17 protein-coding genes are annotated in these 24321 nt (G+C 72.5%); 11 read left to right on the top strand and 6 right to left on the bottom strand.

Going from position 1 to position 24321, the window contains the following annotated elements; genetic code table 11:
• The gene (locus tag ABT008_RS20300; RefSeq protein WP_350697783.1) at window positions 1–5595 is read right to left on the bottom strand and encodes a non-ribosomal peptide synthetase/MFS transporter; all 5595 of its coding nucleotides are present in this window, start codon (window positions 5593–5595) and stop codon (window positions 1–3) included.
• 137 nt (window positions 5596–5732) lie between these two features.
• On the opposite strand from ABT008_RS20300, the gene ABT008_RS20295 reads away from it, so the two are divergent.
• Window positions 5733–8558, top strand: coding sequence for a condensation domain-containing protein (locus ABT008_RS20295; protein ID WP_350697782.1), 2826 nt, complete (start codon window positions 5733–5735; stop codon window positions 8556–8558).
• Window positions 8559–8595: 37 nt separating this feature from the next.
• On the opposite strand, the gene ABT008_RS20290 is transcribed toward ABT008_RS20295, so the two are convergent.
• Together ABT008_RS20290 and ABT008_RS20285 are read right to left on the bottom strand one after the other, a co-directional pair.
• A complete protein-coding gene (locus tag ABT008_RS20290) occupies window positions 8596–9792 on the bottom strand; it encodes a helix-turn-helix domain-containing protein (RefSeq protein ID WP_350697781.1) in 1197 nt (398 codons plus the stop codon).
• Window positions 9789–9941, bottom strand: a complete 153-nt coding sequence (locus ABT008_RS20285; protein ID WP_350697780.1) for a hypothetical protein — start codon at window positions 9939–9941, stop codon at window positions 9789–9791. Before ABT008_RS20285 ends, ABT008_RS20290 begins: the two co-directional genes overlap by 4 nt.
• Window positions 9942–10024: 83 nt before the next feature.
• Between ABT008_RS20285 and ABT008_RS30490 the strand changes: the two genes are divergently transcribed.
• Window positions 10025–11485: an NsdA family TPR-like regulatory protein gene (locus ABT008_RS30490; protein ID WP_502890467.1), complete on the top strand. Its 1461-nt coding sequence runs from the start codon at window positions 10025–10027 to the stop codon at window positions 11483–11485.
• A gap of 60 nt (window positions 11486–11545) precedes the next feature.
• Entirely contained in the window at window positions 11546–12070 is a 525-nt protein-coding gene (locus tag ABT008_RS20275) for a DinB family protein (protein ID WP_350697778.1), read from the top strand.
• Between the two features lie 184 nt (window positions 12071–12254).
• Here ABT008_RS20275 and ABT008_RS20270 read toward each other — a convergent pair whose 3' ends face one another.
• Window positions 12255–12893, bottom strand: coding sequence for a class I SAM-dependent DNA methyltransferase (locus ABT008_RS20270; RefSeq protein ID WP_350697777.1), 639 nt, complete (start codon window positions 12891–12893; stop codon window positions 12255–12257).
• Between the two features lie 20 nt (window positions 12894–12913).
• Window positions 12914–13273, bottom strand: a complete 360-nt coding sequence (locus ABT008_RS20265) for an ArsR/SmtB family transcription factor (protein WP_350697776.1) — start codon at window positions 13271–13273, stop codon at window positions 12914–12916.
• Window positions 13274–13324: 51 nt separating this feature from the next.
• Between ABT008_RS20265 and ABT008_RS20260 the strand changes: the two genes are divergently transcribed.
• The 3 genes from ABT008_RS20260 (at window position 13325) to ABT008_RS20250 (ending at window position 16551) form a co-directional block, all read left to right on the top strand.
• Window positions 13325–14392, top strand: a complete 1068-nt coding sequence (locus ABT008_RS20260; protein ID WP_350697775.1) for a cation diffusion facilitator family transporter — start codon at window positions 13325–13327, stop codon at window positions 14390–14392.
• Window positions 14393–14541: 149 nt separating this feature from the next.
• On the top strand, window positions 14542–14832 hold the full coding sequence (locus tag ABT008_RS20255) for a flavin reductase (RefSeq protein ID WP_350697774.1): 291 nt from the start codon (window positions 14542–14544) through the stop codon (window positions 14830–14832).
• 159 nt (window positions 14833–14991) lie between these two features.
• A complete protein-coding gene (locus tag ABT008_RS20250; protein WP_350697773.1) occupies window positions 14992–16551 on the top strand; it encodes a ricin-type beta-trefoil lectin domain protein in 1560 nt (519 codons plus the stop codon).
• A gap of 87 nt (window positions 16552–16638) precedes the next feature.
• Here ABT008_RS20250 and ABT008_RS20245 read toward each other — a convergent pair whose 3' ends face one another.
• Entirely contained in the window at window positions 16639–17280 is a 642-nt protein-coding gene (locus ABT008_RS20245) for a hypothetical protein (RefSeq protein WP_350697772.1), read from the bottom strand.
• 267 nt (window positions 17281–17547) lie between these two features.
• Between ABT008_RS20245 and ABT008_RS20240 the strand changes: the two genes are divergently transcribed.
• The 5 genes from ABT008_RS20240 to ABT008_RS20220 all read left to right on the top strand — a co-directional run bounded on the left by ABT008_RS20240 (window position 17548) and on the right by ABT008_RS20220 (window position 24312).
• Window positions 17548–19563: a serine hydrolase domain-containing protein gene (locus ABT008_RS20240; protein WP_350697771.1), complete on the top strand. Its 2016-nt coding sequence runs from the start codon at window positions 17548–17550 to the stop codon at window positions 19561–19563.
• Between the two features lie 42 nt (window positions 19564–19605).
• A complete protein-coding gene (locus ABT008_RS20235) occupies window positions 19606–20940 on the top strand; it encodes a sensor histidine kinase (protein WP_350697770.1) in 1335 nt (444 codons plus the stop codon).
• Window positions 20937–21593: a response regulator gene (locus ABT008_RS20230; protein WP_350697769.1), complete on the top strand. Its 657-nt coding sequence runs from the start codon at window positions 20937–20939 to the stop codon at window positions 21591–21593. Before ABT008_RS20235 ends, ABT008_RS20230 begins: the two co-directional genes overlap by 4 nt.
• 70 nt (window positions 21594–21663) lie before the next feature.
• Window positions 21664–21744: a putative leader peptide gene (locus tag ABT008_RS20225; protein WP_350697899.1), complete on the top strand. Its 81-nt coding sequence runs from the start codon at window positions 21664–21666 to the stop codon at window positions 21742–21744.
• Between the two features lie 114 nt (window positions 21745–21858).
• On the top strand, window positions 21859–24312 hold the full coding sequence (locus tag ABT008_RS20220; RefSeq protein WP_350697768.1) for a M14 family zinc carboxypeptidase: 2454 nt from the start codon (window positions 21859–21861) through the stop codon (window positions 24310–24312).
• Window positions 24313–24321: the final 9 nt, after the last annotated feature.

Here is a 24321-nt window from a genome sequence, read left to right as displayed (position 1 = left end):
TCAGGCCGCCTTCCCACCGGTCGCGGCGACCGGCACCCGCTCGACCTCGGCACCGGCCGACCGGGCCCGGCGCTCCTCAAGGCCGACCAGGTCGTCCGGGGGCGCGTCGGGCACCTCGTCGTCGAAGCGGGACAGCACCGGCGTGGCCAGCGACACCAGCGCCGTCACCGCGATGCAGAGCCCGAACAGCACGTAGAGCAGCCCGTGGCCGCGCCCCGGCCCGACCCCGATCACCGCGCCGACCGTGCCGGCCAGTACGCCGTCGGCCAGCAGCATCGGCTCGGTCACCCGGGCGGCGAACGGGGCGACCAGGCCCCAGCCCAGCGGCAGGGTGGACTGCGCCACCATCTGGTTGAGCGCGAAGACCCGTCCGTGCACCCGGGGTGGCACCTTGGTCTGGATGATCGTGTTGTAGACGCCGTTGACGATGGCGAGCGCGAGGTACATGCCGAACGCGCCCAGGCCGATGACCAGCAGGTTCGGCCGCAGCCCGGTGACCACGGCGGCCACCGCGATGCCGAGCGTGCCGAGCAGCACCGCCCGCATCCGTCGTTTGCGGGGGCCGCCCCAGAGCAGCATCACCAGGCCGCCGGTGGCGGCGCCGACCCCGCCGGTCAGCGCGATCCGCGCCACCTCGGTCAGGTCGGCGAAGCCGAGCACCAGCGGGGAGAGCAGGAACAGCACCGGGAAGAGGAAGAAGTTCAGCGCGGCGAAGAACGCCAGCATGGCGCGGAACTCCCGGCGGCGCAGCGCGTACCGCAGCCCGGCGACGATCTCCGCGCCGATGCTCTCGCGGCGTCGCAGGGCGAGCGTACGCGGGAACCGCACCACCGCCAGCACACCGATCGCGAAGAGGTACGACGCCACGTCGACGAGCAGGATGCCGCGCAGCCCGACGGCTTGGAGCAACGCCACGGCGATCAGCGGGACGGTGAACTGGGTGAGGCCGACAGCGGTCTGGGCGAGGCCGTTGGCGTGGCCGAGGAACCGCTTGGGCACGAGTTGCGGCACCGCCGAGACGAACGCGAGCCGTTGGAACGCCAGCGCCACCGACAGCCAGGCGGTGAACGGGTAGAAGTGCCACACCTCGGCCAGGTCGGTCAGCACCAGCACGGCCATCGCCGCGTTGCCGCCCCCGGCGGCGGCACAGGCGCAGAGCAGGACGCGCCGCCGGCTGAAGCGGTCGATCACCGCGCCGGCCAGCGGTGCGACGAGCAGGCCGGGCATCAACGCGAGCACCGCGAAGAGCGCGAACCGGGCGAGCGAGCCGGTCTGCGTGTAGATCCACAGAGGTACGGCGAAGGTGGTCAGCGCGGTGCCCATGCCGGAGACGATCTGCCCGGCCGCGACCAGCCCGAAGCGCCGCATGCTCGGCGGCGGCGCGGTGGCCGTACCGCTGCTCCCACCCGAGGGCCCGTCCGGTCCCCGGTGGGAGACGGCGGCGAGCTGCCAGGCGGGCTGCCCACCGTCCGCACGCGGCGAGGCGGCCGGCGGCGGGACCGGCTCGGCGCGGACCGGCGCGCCGGGTCCAGGCGGTGGCGCGGTGGACGGCGGTGGCGCGGCGAGGTGCGGATGCACGCCGGTGACGATCTCGGCCAGTTCGGCGGCGCGGTACTTGAGGAAGTAGTGCCCGGCCTCGTCGATCACGGCGAGCGCGGTGCGGTCGGTGAGGAAGTGCCACTCGCGGTAGCGCTCCTCGTGGAAGTCGGTGCTGCGGTCACGCTCGCCGACCACGGAGACGACCGGCGCGCGCAGCCGGTCGACCCGCTGCCGCATCAGCTCGGTGAAGTACTCCTCGGAGACCTCCGCGTCATGCCGCATGGCGCGGATCAGGAACGCGACCTCGTCCGGTGCCAGTGACCCGACGGAGGTGCCCTGCGCCTGCAACCAGGTGCGGTAGATCCGGTCGCTACGCAGCCGCTCGGCCAACCGCAGTCGCAGCAGCGGGCCGAGCAGGCCGCCGACGGGGCGGGCGAACGGGAAGACCGCACCGAGGTACACCGCCTCCAGGTCCCGGCCGGCTGCCTCCAGCCGACGGGCGACCTCCACCGCCAGCGCCCCGCCGGGACCGCAGTGTCCATAGAGGATCAGCGGCCCGGAGACCCGGTGCAGGATCTCCGCGACCACGTCGGCGGCGACCTCCGCGACGGGTGCCGGGTCGTCGGCCAGGCCGATGTCGTGCCCGGGCATGGCCACCGACAGCAGCCGGTACCCGACCGGAAGGGCGTCGGCCAGCGGCTGGTACACCACCGCGCTGCCGCCGCCGTACGGAACGCAGACCAGGGTGGCGACCCGGGCGGCGGCGGGCACCGGCGGGGTCAGTTCGTGCAGCAGCCCGCCGCCCTCCGGGCCGTCCCCGGCGACCAACCGGGCCAGCTCGCGTACGGTGCGGTGGCGGAACAGGTCCATCACGCTGACCGGTGTGCCCCCGTCGACCACGTCGGGCAGCTCCCGACGCAGCCGGGCCACCACCTGGGTGGCCAGCAGGGAGTGCCCGCCCAGCTCGAAGAAGTCGTCGGTGGCACCGACCTCGGCCACCCCGAGGACGGCGCGCCAGACGTCGGCAACCAGGGTCTCCACCGGTCCGGTCGGCCTCTCCCGCTCGCCGGTCGGGCCGTCGTCGACGGGCTCGGGCAGGGCCCGCCGGTCCACCTTGCCGTGCTCCTGCAACGGCAGCCGGTCCAGGCACACCCACCGGCTCGGCACCATGTGCTCGGGCAACCGGTCGGCGAGCCGCCGACGCAGCGCGGCCGGCTCGGGCGCGGCCATGTCGGGCGTCGGTTCCAGGTATGCCACCAGCCGGTCGTCGCGCACCAGCACCGCCGCCTGCCGTACCCCGGGGCAGTCCCGCAGCGCGGCCTCGATCTCGCCCAGCTCGACCCGGTAGCCCCGGATCTTGACCTGGTGGTCGCGACGGCCGAGGAAGACGAGCTGCCCGTCGGCGCGCCAGCGGCCCAGGTCACCGGTGCGGTACAGGCGCGCGCCGGGCGGACCGTACGGGTCGGGGACGAAGCGCTCGCCGGTCAGGTCGGGACGGTGCAGGTAGCCGCGCGCCAGCCGGTCACCACCGAGGTACAGCTCGCCGGGTACGCCGACCGGGACGGGGCGCATCCGCTCGTCGAGCACGTACACCCGGGCGTGCGGCAGGGGCCGGCCGATCGGCACCGGCCCGCTGGGCGGCGCGTCGGCGGTGACCTCGTACGTGGCGACGCCGACGGTGGCCTCGGTGGGCCCGTAGTGGTTGAACACACGGGCCGGACCGGCGGCGGCGAGCGGGCCGACCCGGTCCAGTTCGGACGCCTCACCGCCGAGGACGAGCGCGCGGGCGGGCAGCAGCTCCCCCGGCTCGACGTCGGCGGTCAGCGCCCACAGGTGCGACGGGGTGATCTTCAGGTAGTCGATGTGCGCGGTGCGCAGCCGCTCGGCGAGTTCGGCGCCGGTGCACCGGCGGGGCAGCAGGTGCACCGCGCCACCGGTGGCCAGCGCCAGATAGAAGAGGGTGACGCTGAAGTCGAACGACATCGACTGCATCAGCCCGTACCGGGCGGCCGGGACGACCGCGAACCGCTCGGCCACACCGTCGAGGTAGCGCAGCACCTGCCGGTGTGCCACGGCGACCCCCTTCGGGGTGCCGGTGGAGCCGGAGGTGTAGATGACGTACGCGAGGTGCTCGCCGGTGGTGCCGGTCTCCGGCGCGGTGCCGGGCTGGGCCGCGATCTCGGCGGCGATCTCGTCCAGGGTGACCGTGGTCGCCTCGGCGGGCAGCCGTTCCCGTAGGTCGGGGCTGGTCAGCACCACGGTCGGGCGGGAGTCGGCGAGCATCAGGCCCAGCCGTGCGGTGGGCTGCTCCGGGTCCAGCGGCAGGTAAGCCCCACCGGCCCGGAGCACCCCGAGCAGCGTCGCGGCCAGGTCGACCGACTGGTCCAGCAGCACCCCGACCAGCCGGTCCGGGCCGACGCCACGGCCCCGCAGCCAGTGGGCGAGTTGGTTGGCCCGCCGGTCCAGCTCCCGGTAGGTGAGCGCGTCCGGGCCGAGGACCACCGCCGGGGCGTCGGGGGTGGCGGCGACGTGCGGGCCGATCAGCTCGGCCAGGGTGGTCGCCGCGCCGGTGACCCCGGCCACCGCGTCGTGCTCGGGTCGACCCAGGGCCAGCACCCGGTCCCGTTCGTCCGCGTCGAGCAGGTCCAGGTCGACGACGGGCAGGTCCGGCCGGGCGACGGCGGCGCGCAGCAGCGTGGCGAGACTGGCCGTCAGCCGGCGTACGGTGGCGGCGTCGAAGAGGTCGGTGTCGTAGACGACCATGCCGCGCAGCCCGTCGGCGGACTCGCCGACGTAGAGCGACAGGTCGAAGCGGGCGTTGGCCACGTCGGTCCCGACGCCCTCGGCGCGCAGGTCCTCGGGCCACCGCGTGCCGCCGGGCGCGAAGTTCTGCAGGGTGAACAGCACCTGGAACACCGGGGAGCGGCTCACGTCCCGGGCGACGTTCAGGTCCTTGACCAGGCGTTCGAACGGGATCTCCTGGTGGGCCAGGGCGCGTACGACGGTGGTGCGGGTGCGTCGCAGCAGGGTCGCGAAGCTGGGCTCGACGGCGGCGGTGTCGGTGGTCGCGGGCTCGGCGGTCCCGGCGTCGGCGGTCGCGGCGACCGGGGAGAGGTCGGCGCGCAGGGCGAGGGTGTTGACGAAGAGACCGACGAGGTTCTCCAGCTCCGGCACCACCCGGCCGGCGACCGGCGAGCCGATGGCGAAGTCCCGCTGGCCGCTGTAGCGGAACAGCACCGCCTGCAGGCCGGTGAGCAGGGTCATGTAGAGGGTGGCCCGGTGGGCGCGGCTGAGCCGACGGAGTCCGTCGGTGAGGTCGGCGTCGAGGGCGAAGCGGTGGGTCGCACCGGCGTACGACTGCACGGCCGGACGGGGCCGGTCGGTGGGCAGTTCCAGCGCGGGTACGTCGGCCAGTGCCCGGGTCCAGTAGGCGAACCCGTCCCCGGTGGCCGGTCCGTCGAGACGGTCCCGCTGCCAGGCTGCGTACTCCAGGTAGCCGGTGGCCGGTGCCGGAGGCGGGGGCGTGCCGTCGCGCAGCGCGCCGTAGGTGGCGGCGATCTCGTCGAGCAGCAGAGTCAGGGACCAGCCGTCGCTGACGATGTGGTGCATGGCCAGATGCACCAGGTGTTCCTGGTCGGCGAGCCGGACGACGAGCACCCGCACCAGGGGCGCGACGCCGAGGTCGAACGGGGTGCGTACCGAGGTGGCCACCAGCTCGCGGGCGTCGGCCTCGTCGGGTACGGCGGTGACGGTGACCGGTACCCGTACGTCGGAGGCGACGTGCACGGCGGGTTCGCCGTCGGCGTTCTCGGTGAACCGCATGCGGAGGCTGTCGTGCCGGGCGGCGGTCGCGTCGACGGCGGCCCGCAGCAACTCGACGTCGAGCTGGCCGCGCAGCCGCACGGTCGAGTGGACGAGGTACGCGGCGGTGCCGGGAACGAGCTGTTCGGTGAACCAGATCCGTTCCTGGCCGAAGGAGAGTCGGGGCGTTCCGGCGGGCGGAGTCGCCTTCGGGATGACGGTGGTGTCTCGGGCCGGCACGTCGACGTTCGTCACGCTATGCCTCAATCCGATGACGGACGGGAGTCAGTAGTCTGCATCCCGCGTCCCACAGGGTGGATCGGCTGATCGGTCCACTGTGTAAGACTCGATCGATCGATCCAGCGGCGGAACGGACCGTCGTACCGTCGGGAATGCGATTCGCGGATACGGTGATCCCCGCCGAGTGGGCGTCAGAGCCGCTGCGCTACGCCGAGTTCTCCGGCGGTGGTGCCGGGACGGCGCCGCTGACCTGGGCCCAGCAGGTCCTCCTGCGCTCGATCGCCCGGTTCGGCTCCAACCACCGGTTCCTCAACCTGCGGCGGATCGTGTCGGTCTCCCCCGGCGCCGGGGTGGCCGTGACGACCGCGACCCGGGCGGTGGGTGCGCTGGTCAGCCGCCACTCCGCGCTGCGTACCCGGCTCCCGGTCTCCGACGGCGAGGCCCGCCAGGAGATCGCTCCGACCGGGCTGTTCCCGCTGCTGGTCTGCGACGGCACCAGCGACAGCGCAGAGGCCGCACGACGGGCCGCCGAGCGGCTCGCCGACGTCGCGTTCGACCATTCGGCCGAGTGGCCGCTGCGGGTCGCACTGGTCACTGTGGATGATCGGGTACGCCAGATCGTGCTGGTGTTCAGCCACACCACTGTGGACGCCTACGCGGCCGAGATCGTGCTGCGCGACCTGCGGCTGCTCCTGCTGCGCGGTGGCCTGCCCACCCCGGCCGGACCGCAGTCGGCGGACGTGGCCCGGCTCCAGCACGGGCCCGACTCTCGGCGCTCGCAGCGGGCGGTGGCGTACTGGCTGCGGGAGTTCGACCGGCTCCCCCGGCAGCCGCTGGTCCCGGCCGGGCCGGGGCTGGAGCCGCACCTGCGCCGGGGCGTCCTGGTCTCCTCCGCCCTCGACAGGGCCGCCCGGCTGGTCGCCGCCCGGCATCGGGTCAGCGTCTCCGCCGCGCTGCTCGCCGGTTACCAGGCGATGGCCGCCCGCACCTCCGGACACGAACTGTCCGGCCTCTTCCCGATGTCCCACAACCGGTTCCGCACCGAGTACGCGCAGGCGGTCGCCAACCTCGGTCAGATCGGCTTCTGCGCGGTGGACCTGGCCGGGTGCACCCACTTCGCCGACCTGCTGCACCGCGTCTGGGCGGCGTCGCTGAACGGGCTGCGGCACGCGTACTACCAGCCGTCCGCGCTGCGGCACGCCTTCGAGGAGCGGGGCATCGACTACGAGACGGCGTTCCATCCGCACCACTACTTCAACGACGTCCGGCTGCCGCTCGGCGGCCTCGACCAGCCACCCGAGGTGACCCGGGACGAGCTGCGGGCCGCCACGGCCCAGAGCAGCTTCTCCTGGACCGCCGGGCTGAACGCGGCCTCCTGGCACCTGCTGGCCCACGTCGTGGACGAGCCGGACGCGGTGGGCGTCACGCTCACCGTCGACACCCGGCACCTCGCGATGGACTCCGTCGAGCCGTTCCTCCGGGGCATGGAGGAGTTGCTGGTCGAGGCGGCCTTCGACGACGTGCGGTGGCCCTGGTCGTCGACGTCCACCGCACCCGCCGGGCCGGTCCCGTCCGGCACCGAGGAGACGGCGTACGCGGACTTCGCGGCCGGACGGGCCGCCAGCGCGCCGCTGACCTGGGGGCAGCGCGCCATGTGGCGGACCGTCGAGGAGTTCGAGTCCCCCGAGGCGTACCGAGTGCTGAGCCTCACCCGCACCCTGGCCGTGTCGGCACGGACCGAGGTGACCGTCCCCGAGGCGGTGCGGGCGCTCGGCGCACTTGTCACCCGGCACGGATCGCTGCGCACCCGGTTCCGTCGCCGGAACGACGAGGTGCACCAGGAGATGGCGGCCACCGGACGGCTTCCCGTCGGCGTGCACGCCGTACCCCGACCGGTGGACGACCCCGACGGCCGCGCCCTCGCGGCGGAGCTGGCCGCCCGGCTACGCGCGTCGCGCTTCGGCCACGTCGCCGAGTGGCCGCTGCGGGTCGCCCTGGTCACCGTCGACGACCGGGTACGCCAGATCGTGCTGGTGTTCAGCCACGCCACCGTCGACTTCCACGCCACCGACGTCGTCCTGCGTGACCTGCGCCGGCTCCTGCGGCACGGCACGCTCGACACGCCGGTCGGCCTCCAGTCGGTGGACCTCGCCGGACGGGAGCGTGACGCCGGACGACGACGGTCGGAGCGGGCGGTCGCGTACTGGGTACGGCAGTTGCCCGGCCTCGCGGCGAACCTCTCCGACCCGGTCGGCTCCGGCGCCTCGCCGCGTTACCGTCGTGGGTCGCTGGTCTCCCGCGCCGTCCACCACGCGGCGGGCCTGGTCGCCACCGGTAACGCCGTCAGCACCTCCAACGTGCTGCTGGCGGCGACCGCCGCTGGGCTGACCGGAAACGGCGGGCAGGACTCCTGCGGAATCGTGGTGATGGCCAGCAACCGCTTCCAGCCGGGGCACCAGGACGCCGTCGGCACCCTCAACCAGATCGGGCTCGCTCGGCTCGACCTGGCCGACCGACCCGGCTTCGCCGAACTGCTGTCCCGGGCCCGGCGGGGAGCGCTGGACGCCTACCGGCACGCCTACTACGACCCGGCCGTCTGGGAGCGCACCTTCACCGACCTCGGCCACGACCACCGGACCTTCCTGTCCCCGTACTGCTACCTCAACGACGCCCGCCTGAGGCGCGACGTCGACCCGACGGACGCGGGCCCGGACGAGACCGCGCTGCGGGCGATGGTCGGCGACAGCGAGTTCCGCTGGCTGCCGGAGTTGGCGCGGTTCCCGTGGCGCTGCCGGGTCCAGGTGCTCGACGCGCCCGGCGCGATCGAGTTGGTCGTCACCGCCGACACCCGGTACTTCCCGGCGGAACGGGTCGAGCTGTTCCTACGCGGCGTCGAGGCGCTGCTGGTCGAGGCGGCCTTCCGCGACGTGCCCTGGCCGTGGTCCCCGGCTCCGGTCAGCCCGTACGCCGCCGGCTGACCGTCACGCCCCGGGACCGCCCGCAGCAGCAGCCGAATCAGGATTCTCGGCGCGGATCATCGCGGTCGACCGGCTCCCTCGCGCCCTGCCGGGTCAGACCGGCGAGGGCTGCGAGTCGGGCCATGCCAGCGGAGGCAGGGCTGCTGCGGGCCACCTCGGCGATGACGGTACGGGCGGTGGGGCGGTAGCGGGTTTCGGCGGGTGCGATGGTGTCGGCGTCGACGAGTGCCCGTTCGGCTGCGGCGTAGTTGCCGACGTGGAGGTAGGCACGCGCGGCGTCGATGAGGTGGGCGGCCCGGTGTTCGGAGGACAGTTGCCGCCAGCCGTCGCGGCGGACAGCACTCTCGTGGCGGCACACCGCTTCCGCCATGTCGCCGAGGTGCAGGGCGGCGAGGAAGCGGGCCAGGTGCACGGTCGTGGTGCCGAAGCTGGTGTGGTGTGGGTCGGTGTCGTCAGCATGTCGGTCGACGAGTTCGGCGGCGTGGTCGATGAGGTCGTCGGCGTTGCGACGGTCGTCGCCACCGGCGGCGGCGATCCCAGCCTCAAGGAGCAGGGCTCCGCGTACGGCGTGGTGTGCTGGCAGGTCGGCGGCGGTGACGGCGGCGGTGAGCGCCAGATGGTCGCGGCCGAGTGCGCGCAGGGCCTGGCTGACGGCGATGGTGGCGGCACCGGTGGCGTCGGGGTCGCTCGCGGAGGCGGTGACGGCCCGGTCGGCGGCGAGCCAGGCGAGGTCGGCCGAGTCGAGCTTGGTCAGCATCGAGGCGGTGATCCGGTAGGCGGGCACCAGCAGCGCCGGAGTGCGGTGAACCGTGTCGAGCAGAGCCGGCAGGGCGCGCAACAGCTGGGCGTAATGGGCGTGCTGATAGGTCATCCACGCGTGCGCGATCTGCTGCCGCGCCTGGTCCGGCGGCGCAATCCGGCCGGATTGATGGTGGCAGCGGACGAGGGCGGCGCGGATCGCGTCGATCCCGTCAGGGCGGGGTGCTGCCGGCGAGGAGCATTGTCGGGGGCCGAGCAGGGTGGCCGGATCGAGGCGCAGGACCGTAGCGATGTCCTGGATGACCGAGTAGCGGTCCAGGCTGCGTACGCCACGTTCGACCTTGTCGACCCAGCTCTTCGACTTGCCGATCCGGTCGGCGAAGACCTGCTGACTCATGCCCCGACGGACGCGTAACTCTGCCACCCGGCGTCCGATCGGCACCGAGTTGTGGTCGCGTCGCTCGCGGCCGGTCACGGCTGCCGTCCTGCTGGCGGCGGGCTCGACATGGTGGGCCCTCCGCAGTGGGGGCACCACCGGGACTTGACCCGGAACGCGAACAGCCCGAGCAGAAAGCCCGGCACCAGACCACCGAACAACGCGACCGACACCAGATCGACGACCACGAGCATTCACCTCCTGTGTCGTAAGGTCTACGTACAGTGAATGGGCTCGCTACCTCGTTCGGAAGCGTGACGAGCCATCAAGCATGTGGAACGCGTTGAACGGCAGATCCAGCACGGAAGGCCAGCGAATGGCGCGGGCACCGAGGCAGCGCAACGAGAAACTGCTGACAGTCATCAGAGAGTGTCGGTGGTCCTATGACGGCTGCGCCGCAGCCGTCCGCGCGGTCGCTCGCGAGCATGGCGAGCCTCTTTCCTCCTGCGACCGCTCTCATGTGGGGCACTGGGTCGCCGGAGTCAAGCCGAGCGACAGAACCGCACGATTCCTGGCAGAGGCGATCTCCCGCCGGCTCGGCCGTGTCGTACATCCCATCGATGTCGGGCTTCTCAGAGGCGGTAGTGTGGAGCCTGACCTCGGCGGCCTGGATTGGTGGGAGCACGCCCCGGCCACCGATCTCCTGACAATCGGGAGGGCCGACTTGGAGCGACGAGAATTAGGACGCGCCGCCCTGTACTCGCTGGCAGCGCTCGCGGTTCCACTCGACTCGTGGCAGGAGATCGTGGAGCGGGGGCGGCGTGCCCAAGGGGGAACCGTCCCCGTGGGTCGCAGCGAGATCGACGTCGTACGGGACATGCTCGCGGTGTTCACCAGAGCCGACGAGCGGTTCGGTGGAGGCCATGCCCGCCTCGCTGTTGTCCAGTACCTCACGTCTGACGTGTCCGGATACCTTCAAGGACGCTTCGCCACCGACGACGATCGCAGGGCCATGTTCAGTGTGGCGGCCGAGATGACCTACCTCGCTGGCTGGAAAGCCTTCGACTCTTCGCTGCATGGGCTGGCGCAGCGCTACTACGTGCAAGCGTTGCGCCTGGCCAACGAAGCAGACGACCGGCCCCTCGCTGGGTTCACCCTACGGGCGATGGCGCACCAGGCGGTTGACCTCGGTCATGGTCACGAGGCCCTGCGACTCGCTGACGCTTCCCTCGAATGGTCGCGGGGACGAGCGACCCCGGCCGCAACCGCGCTCTTCACCATTCTCACCGCACGCGGGTACGCCGCGACGAACGACAAGTCCCGTGCCTCGGCGGCGATAAACGCGGCTGAAACCCACCTCGCGAAGGCGCTGCCCGACGACGAGCCGACGTGGATCCAGACCAGCGGGTTCACCGAGACATCCCTGGCAAGTCAAGCTGGACAGGCCCTCCGCGACCTGGGCGACCTTCCTGCTGCCGAAACCCAACTCCACCAGTCGATCGCCACCCGCAACCCCGAGGCGCACCGACGCATCCATACCCTGACGCTTGCCAACCTCGCCGACGTGCAATGCAAACAAGGGCGACTGCGCGAGGCGACCGAGAACTGGAACCACGCTCTGGACGCCATGTCCGGCGTCAGCTCCGGTCGGGCATTTTCGGCCGTGAAGAACATCAGAACTCAACTCAGCAGCTTCGGCACCCGTCTCCCTGCCTTCGCCAAGCAACTCGACACCCGGGCCACGGCATTCCTGCGCCACAACGATGCGCTCGCCCACCCACGATTCTCCTGAGGGTGGACGCACCAGCAGAACTGCCTCGACAGTTCTGTCTGCCGCGTGGAGGATCGCCGGATGCCGTCTTCCCGTCGTGACCTGCTGCGCTGGCAGTTCGACCTGACCTGGTCGCTGTTCGAGTACCACCTGGACCGGCTGGAGCCGGCGCACTTCCGCCGCGAGGTCGCCGCGCTCTCCTGGACGGTCCGCCCGGACGCCGCCGGCCGGTGGGTGCCGGACTGGGCCGACACCGAGCCAGACCCGGTCCCGGTGCCCACCATCGCCTGGCTGACCTGGCACGTCGGCTGGTGGTGGAGCGTGGCCACCGACCATCTCCAGGGCCGAACGCCACGGGAGCGCGACGAGGTGTCCTGGCCGGGCGATGGTGAGCCCACCGTCACCTGGCTGCGGGAGCTGCGGGCGGAGTGGTTGACCGTACTGGACCGGCTCACCGACGCCGACCTCGACGAGGTCGCCCCGTTTCCCTGGCCGCGCGATCCGGAACACACCGTCGCGCACCTGCTCGCCTGGGTCAACACCGAGCTGATGAAGAACGTCGCCGAGATCGGCCAACTCCGGCTGGTGCAGGACGCCTCGTCCTGACCTGTGCGCGGATCGTCCGAGCCGTGGCCGAAGCTGAGGGCAGGTGGCCTACAGCGGGGTGGGCCCTGTCGAGCTGAACCGTCTGTGCTCTCAGCTCGACAGGGCCTGCGCTCCCCTGCTGCTGCCGCAGTGGACCGCACATCGGACCGACCGCGAAGCACTCCGACACGTACCCGCAGACGCCTCAGCGGTGGGCGAAGACGAATCCGCCCTCGACCTCCGGTTCCGGGTGGTGCACCAACTCGGCCTCGACGGTGAAGCCGGCCGCCGCCAGCCAGGCCGCGACCCGACCGGGTGGGCGGTAATGCACGTAGACGTTCATCGGGTGTCCGCCGTAGCCCTCCGTCTTGTGTCGGCTGCCGTCCCCGGTCTGGAACCCGAGCAGCACCACCCCGCCCGGGCGCAGCACGCGACGGAATTCGGCCAGGACGCCGGGCACCTCGTCGTCGGGTACGTGGATCAGGGAGAACCACGCCAGCAGCCCGGCCAGGGCTCCGTCCGGCAGGTCGAGACGGGCCATCGAGCCGACCTCGAAGCGCAGGCCGGGATGGTCCCGTCGGGCCACGTCGATCATCCCGGGCGACAGGTCGACGCCGAACGCGTCCAGGCCGATGGCGCGCAGGTGGGCGGTGATCCGTCCCGGTCCGCAGCCGACGTCGCAGACCGGTCCGTTCGCCTGGGCGCGGACCAACTCGGCGAAGAGGGCGAGGATGCCCCGCTGGAACGGCTCACCGGCAAGAGCCCCGCGCAGCGCGTCGGCGTAGTCGGCCGCCACGGTGTCGTAGGAGGTCCGGGTGTCGTCGAGCCAGCCGGGTACGCGCATGGGCGCCACGATAGGGCCGGTCAGTCGTGTTCGGGGGCACCGGTCACCCGGTGGGAGGCGGCGTGCAGCGTCTCCGCGACCAGTCGGCGTACGTGGCCGTCGCGGGCGCGGTAGAGGGCCCGTCGGCCGTCTCGGCGTACGCTGACCAGCCCGGCGAGCCGGAGTTTCCCGAGGTGCTGGGAGACCGCCGGGCGGGCCGCACCGACTGCCGTGACCAGTGAACCGACGTCGTGTTCGCCCGCGCTGAGAAGCCACATCAGGCGAAGGCGGGTGCCGTCGGCAAGCATCCGCAGCATCTGCACGGCCGCCTCGACCTCACCGTCGCCAGGGGTGGGTTGTTGCCGCTCACTGGCTCCTGCAACGTTGTCGCGTGCGTACATGAGCACATATTATCGCCGGGACCACAGGCCCCGCTCTCCTCGGGGGGACACGTGACCCAGGGCCGGCACGACCATCACCACCACCACGACGATCACCGCCACGACGATCACCACGACCACGGCAGACCCGGCCGGTGGCACCGGCTGCGGCACGCGGCCGTACCGCACTCGCACGACTCGCGTACCCGGGTGGACCCGGCGCTGGAGACCTCCCGCGAGGGGCTGCGGGCACTGTGGATCTCGCTGGTCGGGCTCGGAATCACCGCCGCCGCCCAGGCGGTCATCGTGGCGTACTCCGGCTCGGTGGCGCTGCTCGGCGACACCCTGCACAACGTCACCGACGCGCTGACCGCCGTCCCGCTCGCCATCGCCTTCCTGCTCGGACGGAAGGCCGCCACCCGCAGCTACACGTACGGGTACGGGCGGGCCGAGGACATCGCCGGCATCATCATCGTGGTGGCCATCGCCGCGTCGGCCGTCGCCGCCGCGTGGACCGCGATCGACCGGCTGCTGCATCCGAGCGATATGAGTCATGTTCCCTGGGTGGCCGGTGCCGGTGTCGTCGGGTTCGTCGGCAACGAGCTGGTCGCCCGCTACCGCATCCGGGTCGGTCGGCGGATCGGATCGGCCGCCCTGGTCGCCGACGGGCTGCACGCCCGCACCGACGGCTACACCTCGCTTGCCGTGGTCGCGGCGGCGGGCGGCGCCGCGCTCGGCTGGCGCTGGGCCGACCCCGTGGTCGGTCTCGCCATCGCCGTCGCCATCACCGTGGTGCTCGCCGACGCCGGGCGGCAGATCTACCGCCGGCTGATGGACGCGGTCGACCCGACACTGGTGGACCGGGCCGAACGTACGCTGCGCAACGTGGACGGCGTCCGGGACGTGACCGCCGTACGCCTGCGGTGGATCGGCCACCGCCTGCACGCCGAGGCCGACCTTGTCGTCGACGCCGGGCTCAGCCTCGTCGCCGCGCACGAGATCGCCGCCGACGCAGAGCACCGCCTGACCCACGCGGTACCCCGGCTGACCAGCGCGACCGTGCACACCGACCCGGACAGCCACCCCGGCGGACACCACCACGCCGACCTCTCCCACCGGCGACGGCAACCGGCCGGCTGACCCCGACCAACACCACGACGCTAGGTGATTGTCCGGAGACTCTGGGCAAGGTATCCGTCAGGCGACGTGGTTCGGTGGGGGTCCGCCCTCGTCGCCCGGGGGCCGCCGCCGGGCGGGCGCCACCCCCCGCCGACGGAGGAGGACATGCCGTGCCCGCGACCAGAGCGGCGAACGTCGTACCCACCGCGCGCTGCCGGGACCATGTGGCGTCCCGCCCCACCTGGCGGTGCCGAGCCTGCGGGACCGCCTGGCCGTGCGGACGCGCGAAGCGGGACCTGCTCGCCGAGTACGGCACCCGCCGCACCGATCTGCTGGTCTATCTGGCGACCCTCTGGGAGGAGGCGCTCGGGCAGCTCACCGAGCGGCACCCGGGGACCGATCCGGCCGAGTCGCACGAGCGGTTCCTCGGCTGGCTGCCGCCCCGACCGCCCTGTCGCTGACCGCCGTGCCGTCCGACCTGGACGGACCACGCGCCGGCAGCAATTGACAGGAGTCTTGACAGTTACCGTTCACATCGACAGACTTGATCGTGAGAGCGCTCTCTTGGCCGAACTCCCGACGATGCCCCCGCATCGCCCCACCCCCATAGGAGGAGTCCCATGCCACGAGCGCCACGCGTCCTGCGCGCGGCCCTGGCCGCCGTCCTGGTCGCCGGTCTCGCCCCACTCGCCGCCCCGCCGGCCGCCCTCGCCGCCGACACCGCCGACACCCCCACCGCCGACACCTCGGTCACCGGCCTCGCGCCGGAGATGGTCCGCGCGATGCGCCGCGACCTCGGGTTGACCGACGCGCAGGTGCTGACCCGGCTCCGCGTCGAAGCCGGTGCCGCCACCGTCGAGCGCCGGCTGCGCGCCCGACTCGGTACGGCCTTCGCCGGCGCCTGGATCCCGCCCGGCGGGACGCGGCTGACCGTGGCCGTCACCGACCCGTCGCTGGCCGCCGCCGTACGCGCCGAAGGTGCCGAGGTGACCACCGCCGCCCGCAGCGAGTCCACCCTGGAGGGGATCAAGCGGACGCTCGACCGGCACGCCGGCAAGGCGCCACCGGACGCCGTGCACGGCTGGGCGGTCGACGTGACGACCAACCGGATCGTGGTGACCGCCGGCCGGGGCGCGACCGCCGAGGCCGCCGCCTTCGTCAAGGCCAGCGGCGTCGACGCGGCACTGGTCCGGATCGTGGAGTCCGTCGAGGCGCCCCGGATCAACTACGACATCCGGGGTGGGGACCAGTACGTCATCAACGGCAACACGCTCTGCTCGGTCGGCTTCGCGGTGCACGGCGGCTTCGTCACCGCCGGCCACTGTGGCGGGGTCGGCAGCCCGACCCTCGGCTACAACAACGTCTCCCAGGGCACCTTCGCCGGCTCGACGTTCCCCGGCCGCGACTACGGCTGGGTCCGGACCAACAGCAACTGGACCCCGCAGCCGTGGGTGAACAACTACTCCGGCGGCAACGTGTCGGTGGCGGGCTCCCAGGACGCCGCGATCGGCAGCTCGGTGTGCCGGTCCGGCCGGACCACCGGCTGGCGGTGCGGCACGCTGCTGGGTCGCAACCAGACGGTCAACTACTCGCAGGGCGCCGTGCATGGCCTGACCCGCACCAACGCCTGCGCCCAGGGCGGCGACTCGGGTGGTGCCTGGCTCAGCGGCAACCAGGCGCAGGGCGTCACCTCCGGCGGCTGGGGCAACTGCTCCACCGGCGGGGAGACCTGGTTCCAGCCGGTCAACGAGATCCTCGGCGCGTACGGGCTCACGCTGGTCACCACCGGCGGTGGCAGCGGAAGCCGGCTGATCAGCAACTGGAACAACAAGTGCATCGACGTGCCGAACTCGAACTTCTCCGACGGCGTACCGCTGCAGACCTGGAACTGCAACGGCACGGCGGCGCAGTCGTGGAGCTTCGTCAACGGCACGCTGCGTACCCAGAACAACATGTGCATGGACGTGGCCTGGGGTTCCCGGGACAACGGCGCGGTGATCCAGATCGCGACCTGTAGCGGCAACCCGGCCCAGCAGTTCGTCCTCTCCGCCGCAGGTGACCTGGTCAACCCGCAGGCGAACAAGTGCGTCGACATCAGCGGCTGGGTCAACGCCGACGGCGCCCGCCTGGCCCTCTGGGAGTGCCTCGGCGGCGCGAACCAGAAGTGGCGGCGCGGCTGAGACACGGCACCGGGATGTAAGGAAGGGTCCCCTGCTATCGCCTGGTGTATAGCAGGGGACCCTTCCTTACATCTACGACTACGACTATTACGACGACGGCGCGGCCCCGTTGTCGTTGAACCGGAAGCTGTCGAACGGGGCGGCGTCACCCAGCTCCTCCATGATCAGGCCGTTGTTCTGCGAGTTCCGCAGGAACGCCGAGTTGTTGCTGATCAAGTAGGTCTCCGCGTTCTCCGGGTTCGGCGCGATGGTGAAGAGCTGACGCGGTTCGCTCTCCTTGCACTCCGCGCCCTGCACCCGCAGCGGCTGGGAGTTGCCCGGGTTCTGCACCTGCCAGCAGACCGGCTCGCCGGTGCCCGGGCCACCACCGGCACCCCGGTACGACCTGATCAGGAACGTCTGCCCGTCGACCGGGGTCGGTACGAACAACTGCCGGCCCTCGTCGCCGTCGACCTCGGCCAGCCGCTCGTCGGTCAACGAAAGCCCCGACTCGAACGCGTCGACCCGGGTGATGGTGACCTGGCGGTCACCGGAGAGCACCGGCGGGTTGGCGGTGGTCGGCGACGGCGATGCCTCCGTCGGGCTGGGCGCGGCGGAGGTCGCGCTGGCGGCCGGCGTGCTCGTGACGTCGGGTGTCGCGGCGGCGTCCGGGGTGGCCTCACCACACGCCCCCGTCGAGACGACCAACGCCGCCACACCCGCACCGGCGAGCCACCTACGCATCGACATCATCCACTCCTCCTCCGGCGGCGGGAATTCCCGGTCGGGAGACCGGCGCACCATCCCCGCCACGGTCGCTGAAGATCGACGTACCCCGGAGGTCGGCGCGATATGCCGGAACTCGGCAGCGGGGTCGATTTCCGACAAAGGTCGTAGGCCGAATGCCGTCCTGCGCCAGATGGCACCACGTCCCCGTTCCCGCAGGCTTTCCCCAGGCGCCGGGTGACGCCACACGGACCCCTCCGGACACCCGATCGGCCTGGAAGGTAGCCCGTCGTGTCTCCCCAAGATCCCGCCCGGTCCCGGGCCTCTCGCCTGCGCCGACTCGGCGCGACCCTGGTGGCGGTTGTCGCCGTCGCCGCCACCGCCGCCGGGTGCGGCACCGCGCCGACCGCCCGGTCCATCCCCACACCACCCGCTCCCGGCGCGCCGGCCGACCCGGCCGCGCTGAACGCCACCGACGTCGACGCCTGGCTCGACGGCCTGCTGCCCGCCGCGCTCCAGCGGACCGGAATCCCGGGCGCCACCGTCGCCGTCGTCCGCGACGGCGAGATCCTCACCGCCCGTGGCTACGGCCACGCGGACACCGGCACCGGCACCGGCAGAAGCCAGCCCGTACCGGTCGACCCGGACCGGCACCTGTTCCGGGTCGGCTCGGTGTCGAAGCTGGTCACCGCCGTCGCGGTGCTCCAGCTCGTGCAGGGCGGCGACCTGGACCTCGACGCCGACGTCGACGAGTACCTGGACTTCACCGTGCCCCGCCGCTATGACGAGCCGGTCACCCTGCGGCACCTGTTGACCCACACCGCCGGGTTCGAGGAGCGGGTCGCCGGCCTGATCGGCCTCGACGGCGCCAGCCCGGACCTGCGTAGGGCGCTGGCGACCGACCCGCCGGAGCAGATCTACCGGCCGGGCACCGTGCCCGCGTACTCCAACTACGGCAACGCCCTGGCCGGATACGTCGTCGAGCGCGTCAGCGGCACGCCGTTCGAGGAGTACGTCGACCGCAACGTGCTGGCCCGCGCCGGCATGGCCTCGTCGACGTTCGCGCAGCCGCTACCCCCGGCCCTGGCCGACCGGATGGCCAAGGGCCACGACGCCGCCGGTGTCGCCGGTCCGTTCGAGATCGTCGGCACTCCCCCGGCGGGCGCGTTGAGCGCACCGGCCACCGACATGGCCCGCTTCATGGTGGCGCTGACCGGCGAGGCGGTCGGTGAGGGTCCGCTGCTCGACGCGCCCACCCGCGAGCTGATGCAGCGGCCCGGGCTCGACGCCACCTCGCTCGGCACCCTCGCGGACGGCCCCCGGATGGCGCTCGGGCTGTTCGACGAGAGCCGCAACGGCCGAACCATCCTCGGCCACGGCGGCGACACCATGTACTTCCACTCGCACCTGCAGATCTACCCGCAGGAACGGGCCGGCATCTTCGTCTCGCTCAACGGCGGCGGCCGGGGCGGATTCGACAGTCACGAGCTGCGTCAGGCGGTGGTCAACGGCTTCGCCGACCGCTACTTCCCGGCCACGTCGGACCAACCGGCGGGCGTCGACGCGGAGACCAGCGCCGCACACGCCGCCGCCGCAGTCGGCACGTACGCCGACTCGCGTCGGATCGACAGCAACTTCCTGACCACGATCGGCCTGGTCGGCCGGACCACGGTCAGTGTCGCCGACGACAACCGGCTGCTGTTCGAGCCGGGCCCGCTGTCGGCGACCCCGGCACTGTACGAAGAGGTGGCGCCCTGGGTCTGGCGCGAGGTCGGCGGGCAGCGCACGCTGGCCATGCGGGTCACCGACGACCGGGTGACCGCGATCAGCTACGACTCCGCGTTCACCCTGCTGCCGGTCGAGCCGGCACGGGCCACGGCGGTGGTCGTACCAGTGCTCGGCGCCGCCGTCCTGGTGCTGGCGCTGACCGTGCTTTCCTGGCCGTTCGGCGCCCTGGTCCGGCGGGTGCTCGGCCGGCCACGTCGGGACCGGGCGGGGCGTACCGCGCGGGTGCTCAGCCGCGTCGCGGTCGCCGGTGCGCTGCTGGCGCTGATCGGCTGGGCGGTGAGCGTCGTGGCCGTCATGGGGTTGCAGGACGTCTCCGCCACCTCGCTGCGCACCGTGCAGGCGCTCCAACTGATCGGCCTGCTCGGGGTGCTGCCCGCCACGGTGCGGCTGGTCGACGACGTACGGCGTCGCGTCGGCTGGCATCGGGTCGCCGCGAGCGCCCTGATCCTGCTGGCGCTGGCCGGTACGGGTTGGTTCGCCGTCGAGTTCATGCTGCTCGCGCCTAGCATCTCCTACTGACGCGTCGATCCGGGACGGACCCGGAGCAAGGAAGTCCACCGCATGAGCACCCACCCCGATCCGCAGACCGAGGCGACGCCCCGGTCACCCCGGCTGACCAGGCGGCTCGACGAGCAGCTCACCCGGCGCGGCGTGACCGGCCGGTTCGCCCGGGACGGCCTGCTCGCGGCGGCGGTCACCGTGGTCACCGTGCTGCTGCTGGCGATGCTGCTCTGGATCGTCGCACCGGCGGAGGGGCTGCCCGTCGACCCGGCGCGGGCCTGGCCGGTGCTCGTGCTCTGCGGCGTGCAGGCGATGCTGCTCTGCCTGCGTCGGGTCCGTCCGCTGCCCTGTCTCGCCCTGGTCGTCGCCCTGCAACTGGCGATCGTCGGCCTGTCCCAGCCGGAGATGTCGATCCGGGGCATCGCGCCGTTCGTCGCCGCGTACACAGTCGGCACGCTGCGGCCGGTCCGGACGGCGCTGCTGATCGCGGGGGTCGCCACGCTGGCGGAGACGGCGGGCGCGGTGGTCGCCACCGCCGTCCTCGCCGCCTCCGACCTCCTCCTCGCCACGCTCGGCAGCCTCACCGCGAGTGCCCTGACCTACCTCGGCGCGGCCTTCGTCGGCGGCTACGTCGCCACCAACCGGCGCTACGTCGAACTGGTCCGGGTCCGCGCCGACGAGGCGGTCCGGGCGCAGCAGGCGGGCGTGCAGGCGGCGATCGGCGCGGAACGGTCCCGGATGGCGCGGGAACTGCACGACGTGGCCGCCCACCACCTGTCCGGCATGGTGGTGCAGGCGGCGGCGGTGGAACGGCTGATCGACCGCGACCCGGCGGCGGCCCGCGCCGGGGTGGCCTGGATCCGCGCCCAGGGCAAGCAGACCCTGGACAACCTGCGCCTGGTGGTGGGGGTGCTGCGCGGGCGGACCGGGTCGGACGCGGGCGACGGCACCGTCCCGGTGCCCGGCCTGGCCGTCCTCGACGACCTCGTCCGCACCGCCGGTGGCCTCGGCGGCCCGGTCGAGTTCGTCCGGGAGGGGCAGCCGCGCGAGGTGCCGCCGATCGCCGACGTGGCGCTCTACCGGGTGGCGCAGGAGTCGTTGTCCAACGCCCGCCAGCACGCCCCCGGCGCCCCGGTCCGGGTGGCCCTGCGCTACCTCGACCGCCGGGTGACGCTCGAGGTACGCAACGACCCGCCGCCCCGGCGGCCCGAGCCGGCCACCCGCACCACCGGCGGCGTGGGCCTGGTGGGCATGCGGGAACGCGCACAGCTCATCGGCGCCGCGTTCACCGCCGGGCCGACCGCCGACGGCGGCTGGTCGGTCAGCGTGAGCCTGCCGACCGCACCGGAGGCCGCGCGCACCGCGACGGCGACCGCGAAGGGGGACCCGACATGATCAGGGTGATGCTCGTCGACGACCAGGCGGTGGTGCGGGCCGGGTTCCGGGTCATCCTGGAGCAGGCCGGGGACATCGAGGTGGTGGCCGAGGCGTCGAACGGCGACGCGGCGGTCGACCTGGCCCGCCGGCACCGGCCGGACGTGATCTGCATGGACGTCCGGATGCCGGGCGGGGACGGGCTCACCGCCACCCGCCGGATCGTCGGCGAGGCCACCGAGACGCCGCCCGCCGTGCTCGTGGTGACCACGTTCGACCTCGACGAGTACGTCTTCGGCGCGCTGGAGTCCGGTGCCAGCGGGTTCATCCTCAAGGACTGCGAACCCGAGGAGCTGATCGAGGCGGTACGCCGCCTGGCCGGCGGGTACGGGCTCGTCGACCAGGCGGTCACCCGCCGGGTGATCACCGAGTTCGCCCGCCGCACCGGCGCACCGCGCACCGACGCGGTGGCCGCGCACCAGCTCACCGCACGGGAGGCCGAGATCGTCGGGCTGCTCGCCCAGGGCCTGTCGAACGTGGAGATCGCCGCCGAGCTGTTCATCGAGACGAGCACCGTCAAGTCGCACCTCGGTCGGGCGATGGCCAAGATCGGCGTACGGGACCGGTTGCAGACGGTGGTCTGGGCATACCAGAACGGCGTCGTGCCGCGCTGACCCACCGACAGTGTGACGCGCACGGCCAGCGCATTGACATCCGGGGATCGTCCGGGGAAAGATCCTCAGCGTGCGAAGCGCCTATCTGACCAAGCGAGGTCACATCGACCTCCTGCGCGTCGCCAGCGCCGCCTGTCGACCCTGCCGCTGACGCCGGGTTCCCCCCTTTCGCCCGTCGCGGGCGTCGCCATCCGCGTTAGGTCTCCGGCCCTACCGTCGCGCCCGTCACCGGCACCGCTCCATCCCGACAGGAGAGCTGTCCATCGTGCACAAAACGTCCATACGTCTGGCCACCGCCGGGCTCGCCCTCACCCTGCTCGGCACGACGGCCTGGGCCGCACCGGCGAACGCCTCGGCGTTGCCGGCGGTACCACCGTCGGCGCCCGGCCTGCACGAGATCGCCGGCTACCCCCGGCAGAACGTGCTGCCGGTCTGGCCGGACAACCCCGCCGACGCCTCCATCCCGATCGGCGTCATCCCCTACGACGAGATCGCCCCGAAGCTGAACGCCCTGCAGGCCGCGAGTGACCGGGTCTCCGCCCGGGTGGCCGGCCGGTCCAGCGGCGGCCACGACCTGTACGCGGTCGTCGTCACCGCCCCGGAGTCCCGGAAGGAGGCCCGCCAGCAGGAGGAGTGGAAGCGCCTGATCGAGGAGGACCCGGTCCGGGCCCGCACCGACCGCAAGCTGCTGGCCGGGTACAAGACGCCGCTGTTCGTCAACGCCAACATCCACGGCAACGAGTGGGAGGGCACCGACGCGGCGCTGCGGGTCATCGAGGAGTACGCCACCAGCACCGATCCCGAGGTGGCGACGCTGCTGGAGCGCAACCGGCTGATCGTCAACGTCACCGCCAACCCGACCGGCCGGATCGCCGGCACCCGGGCCAACGCGAACGGTTACGACCTCAACCGGGACCTCACCATCGTCTCGCAGCCGGAGACGAACCTGATCCGCGAACTCACCATCGACACCAAGCCGATCATCACGCTCGACCTGCACGGTTACGTCAACCCGACGCTGCTGCACCCGAGCACCCCGCCGCACAACGTCAACAACGAGTACGACCTGTTCATCAAGCACGCCCTGCCGAACGCGCTGGGCATCGAGAGGGACCTGCGGGCGCTCGGTCACCCCGAGACGCAGCGGGCCCGGATCCCGTTCCGGGACGACGCTCCCGGGGTGTGGGACGACTTCCCGCCGATCTACGTGCCGTCGTTCGCGCTGTTGCAGAGCAGCATCCCGTACACGATCGAGGCGCCGCTCAACCCGCGTGGCGCGAACCTGACGCCGGAGGAGCGCCTCCGCCGATCCGCGATCAACACCGACGTGCACGAGGTGGCGATCAAGTCCTCGTTGCAGTACATCCAGGACAACCGCGCCCAGGTGCTGTTCGACCAGGCGGAGGTGTACCGGCGCGGGTGGGCCGGTGAGCCGCTGCGGGACATCCCCGACGACTTCGTGCCGGGTTGGGGCCCGGAGGACAACTACAACACCGTCTTCCCCCGGGCGTACGTCATCCCGACCGGTCCCGGACAGCGTTCCGAGCCGGCCGCCGCGCGCCTGGTCGACCTGCTGATCGGCAGCGGCGGTCGGGTGTGGAAGGCGAAGAAGTCGTTCCGCGCCGACGGCCGCAGCTACCCCGCCGGTTCGTACGTGGTCGACCTGCACCAGCCCAAGCGTGGCCTGGTCAACTCGCTGCTCGAACCGGGCATCGACCTGACCGACCGGGTGGACGACCTGTACGCCGGCCCGGCCGCGTGGAGCCAGGGGCTGACCTGGGGCGCCACCGTCGACACGCTCTGGGACAAGAAGCTGCCGACGGTGCAGTTGACCCGGGTCTACGACGGGGTGGCCCAGGGCACGCTGCCGCCGGCCAGTGCCGATCTCCGGCTGGACATCCAGGACGCCGCCGACCTGCTCGTGGTCAACTCGCTGGTCCGCAAGGGGCTGCGGGTGTACCGGTCGGCCGACGGATCGGTGGTGGTGCCGTCCACCCCGGGCAGCCGCAAGCTGCTCCAGGAGGCGGTGCGGACGCACGGCGTCACGTTCGAGCGGGCTCCGGCCCGCTGGCAGGGCACCCCGGTGGGTGAGATCGTCGTCGGGTACCTGGGTGGCGTCGAGCAGCGCGACACCCTGGCCGCCCTCGGTTTCGAGGCGCAGGCGGTGACCGCCGCGACGCTGGCCGGCACGCTGACCGACGAGGTCGACGTGCTGCTGGTGTCGAGCAACCTGAACGTGGCGGCGCTGACGCCGGAGAACCGTGCCGCGCTGGACGCGTTCCTGGCACGGGGCGGCGGCGTCGTCGGTCTCGGGACCGCCGGGGCGAACTTCGGCAACGCCACCTCCCTGCTGAGCGTCACCGCGACCGCCGGACCGTCGCTGGCCAGCGGGGTGGCGAACGTGGTCAACCGGGGTGGTCCGGTGAGCACCGACGCCAGTCCGTACACGTTCATCAGCCAGCCGGTCTGGTTCACCGACCTCGGTGCCGGGGTGACCGTGGAGCAGTCGTACGCCGCCGATCCGCTGCTCGCCGGCTGGTGGGCGACCTCCGGGGCGAACGGGCAGTCCGCCGCGGCGAACCAGGCCAGCATCGTCCGGAGCGTGAGCCCCGGCGGCAACGGTGTGGTGCTCTTCGGCAGCAACCCGACGTTCCGGCTGCACCCCAAGGGGCTCCAGCCGCAGTTGGGTCGGGCTCTGCTCTGGGCCGCGCAACCGTGAGCTGACCCG

Source organism: Micromonospora sp. NPDC002389, assembly GCF_040296095.1.
In the GTDB taxonomy this organism is placed as follows: domain Bacteria; phylum Actinomycetota; class Actinomycetes; order Mycobacteriales; family Micromonosporaceae; genus Micromonospora.
This window is presented reverse-complemented; position numbering and strand designations above follow the sequence as displayed.

Bases quoted from the DNA above. Each gene is read 5' to 3' on its own strand.
- ABT008_RS20250 (WP_350697773.1), top strand. From the start codon at position 14,992: ATGCCACGAGCGCCACGCGTCCTGCGCGCGGCCCTGGCCGCCGTCCTG.
- ABT008_RS20270 (WP_350697777.1), bottom strand. From the start codon at position 12,893: ATGCGCGTACCCGGCTGGCTCGACGACACCCGGACCTCCTACGACACC.
- ABT008_RS20230 (WP_350697769.1), top strand. From the start codon at position 20,937: ATGATCAGGGTGATGCTCGTCGACGACCAGGCGGTGGTGCGGGCCGGG.
- ABT008_RS30490 (WP_502890467.1), top strand. From the start codon at position 10,025: ATGTGGAACGCGTTGAACGGCAGATCCAGCACGGAAGGCCAGCGAATG.
- ABT008_RS20265 (WP_350697776.1), bottom strand. From the start codon at position 13,273: ATGTACGCACGCGACAACGTTGCAGGAGCCAGTGAGCGGCAACAACCC.
- ABT008_RS20295 (WP_350697782.1), top strand. From the start codon at position 5,733: ATGCGATTCGCGGATACGGTGATCCCCGCCGAGTGGGCGTCAGAGCCG.
- ABT008_RS20235 (WP_350697770.1), top strand. From the start codon at position 19,606: ATGAGCACCCACCCCGATCCGCAGACCGAGGCGACGCCCCGGTCACCC.
- ABT008_RS20245 (WP_350697772.1), bottom strand. From the start codon at position 17,280: ATGTCGATGCGTAGGTGGCTCGCCGGTGCGGGTGTGGCGGCGTTGGTC.
- ABT008_RS20275 (WP_350697778.1), top strand. From the start codon at position 11,546: ATGCCGTCTTCCCGTCGTGACCTGCTGCGCTGGCAGTTCGACCTGACC.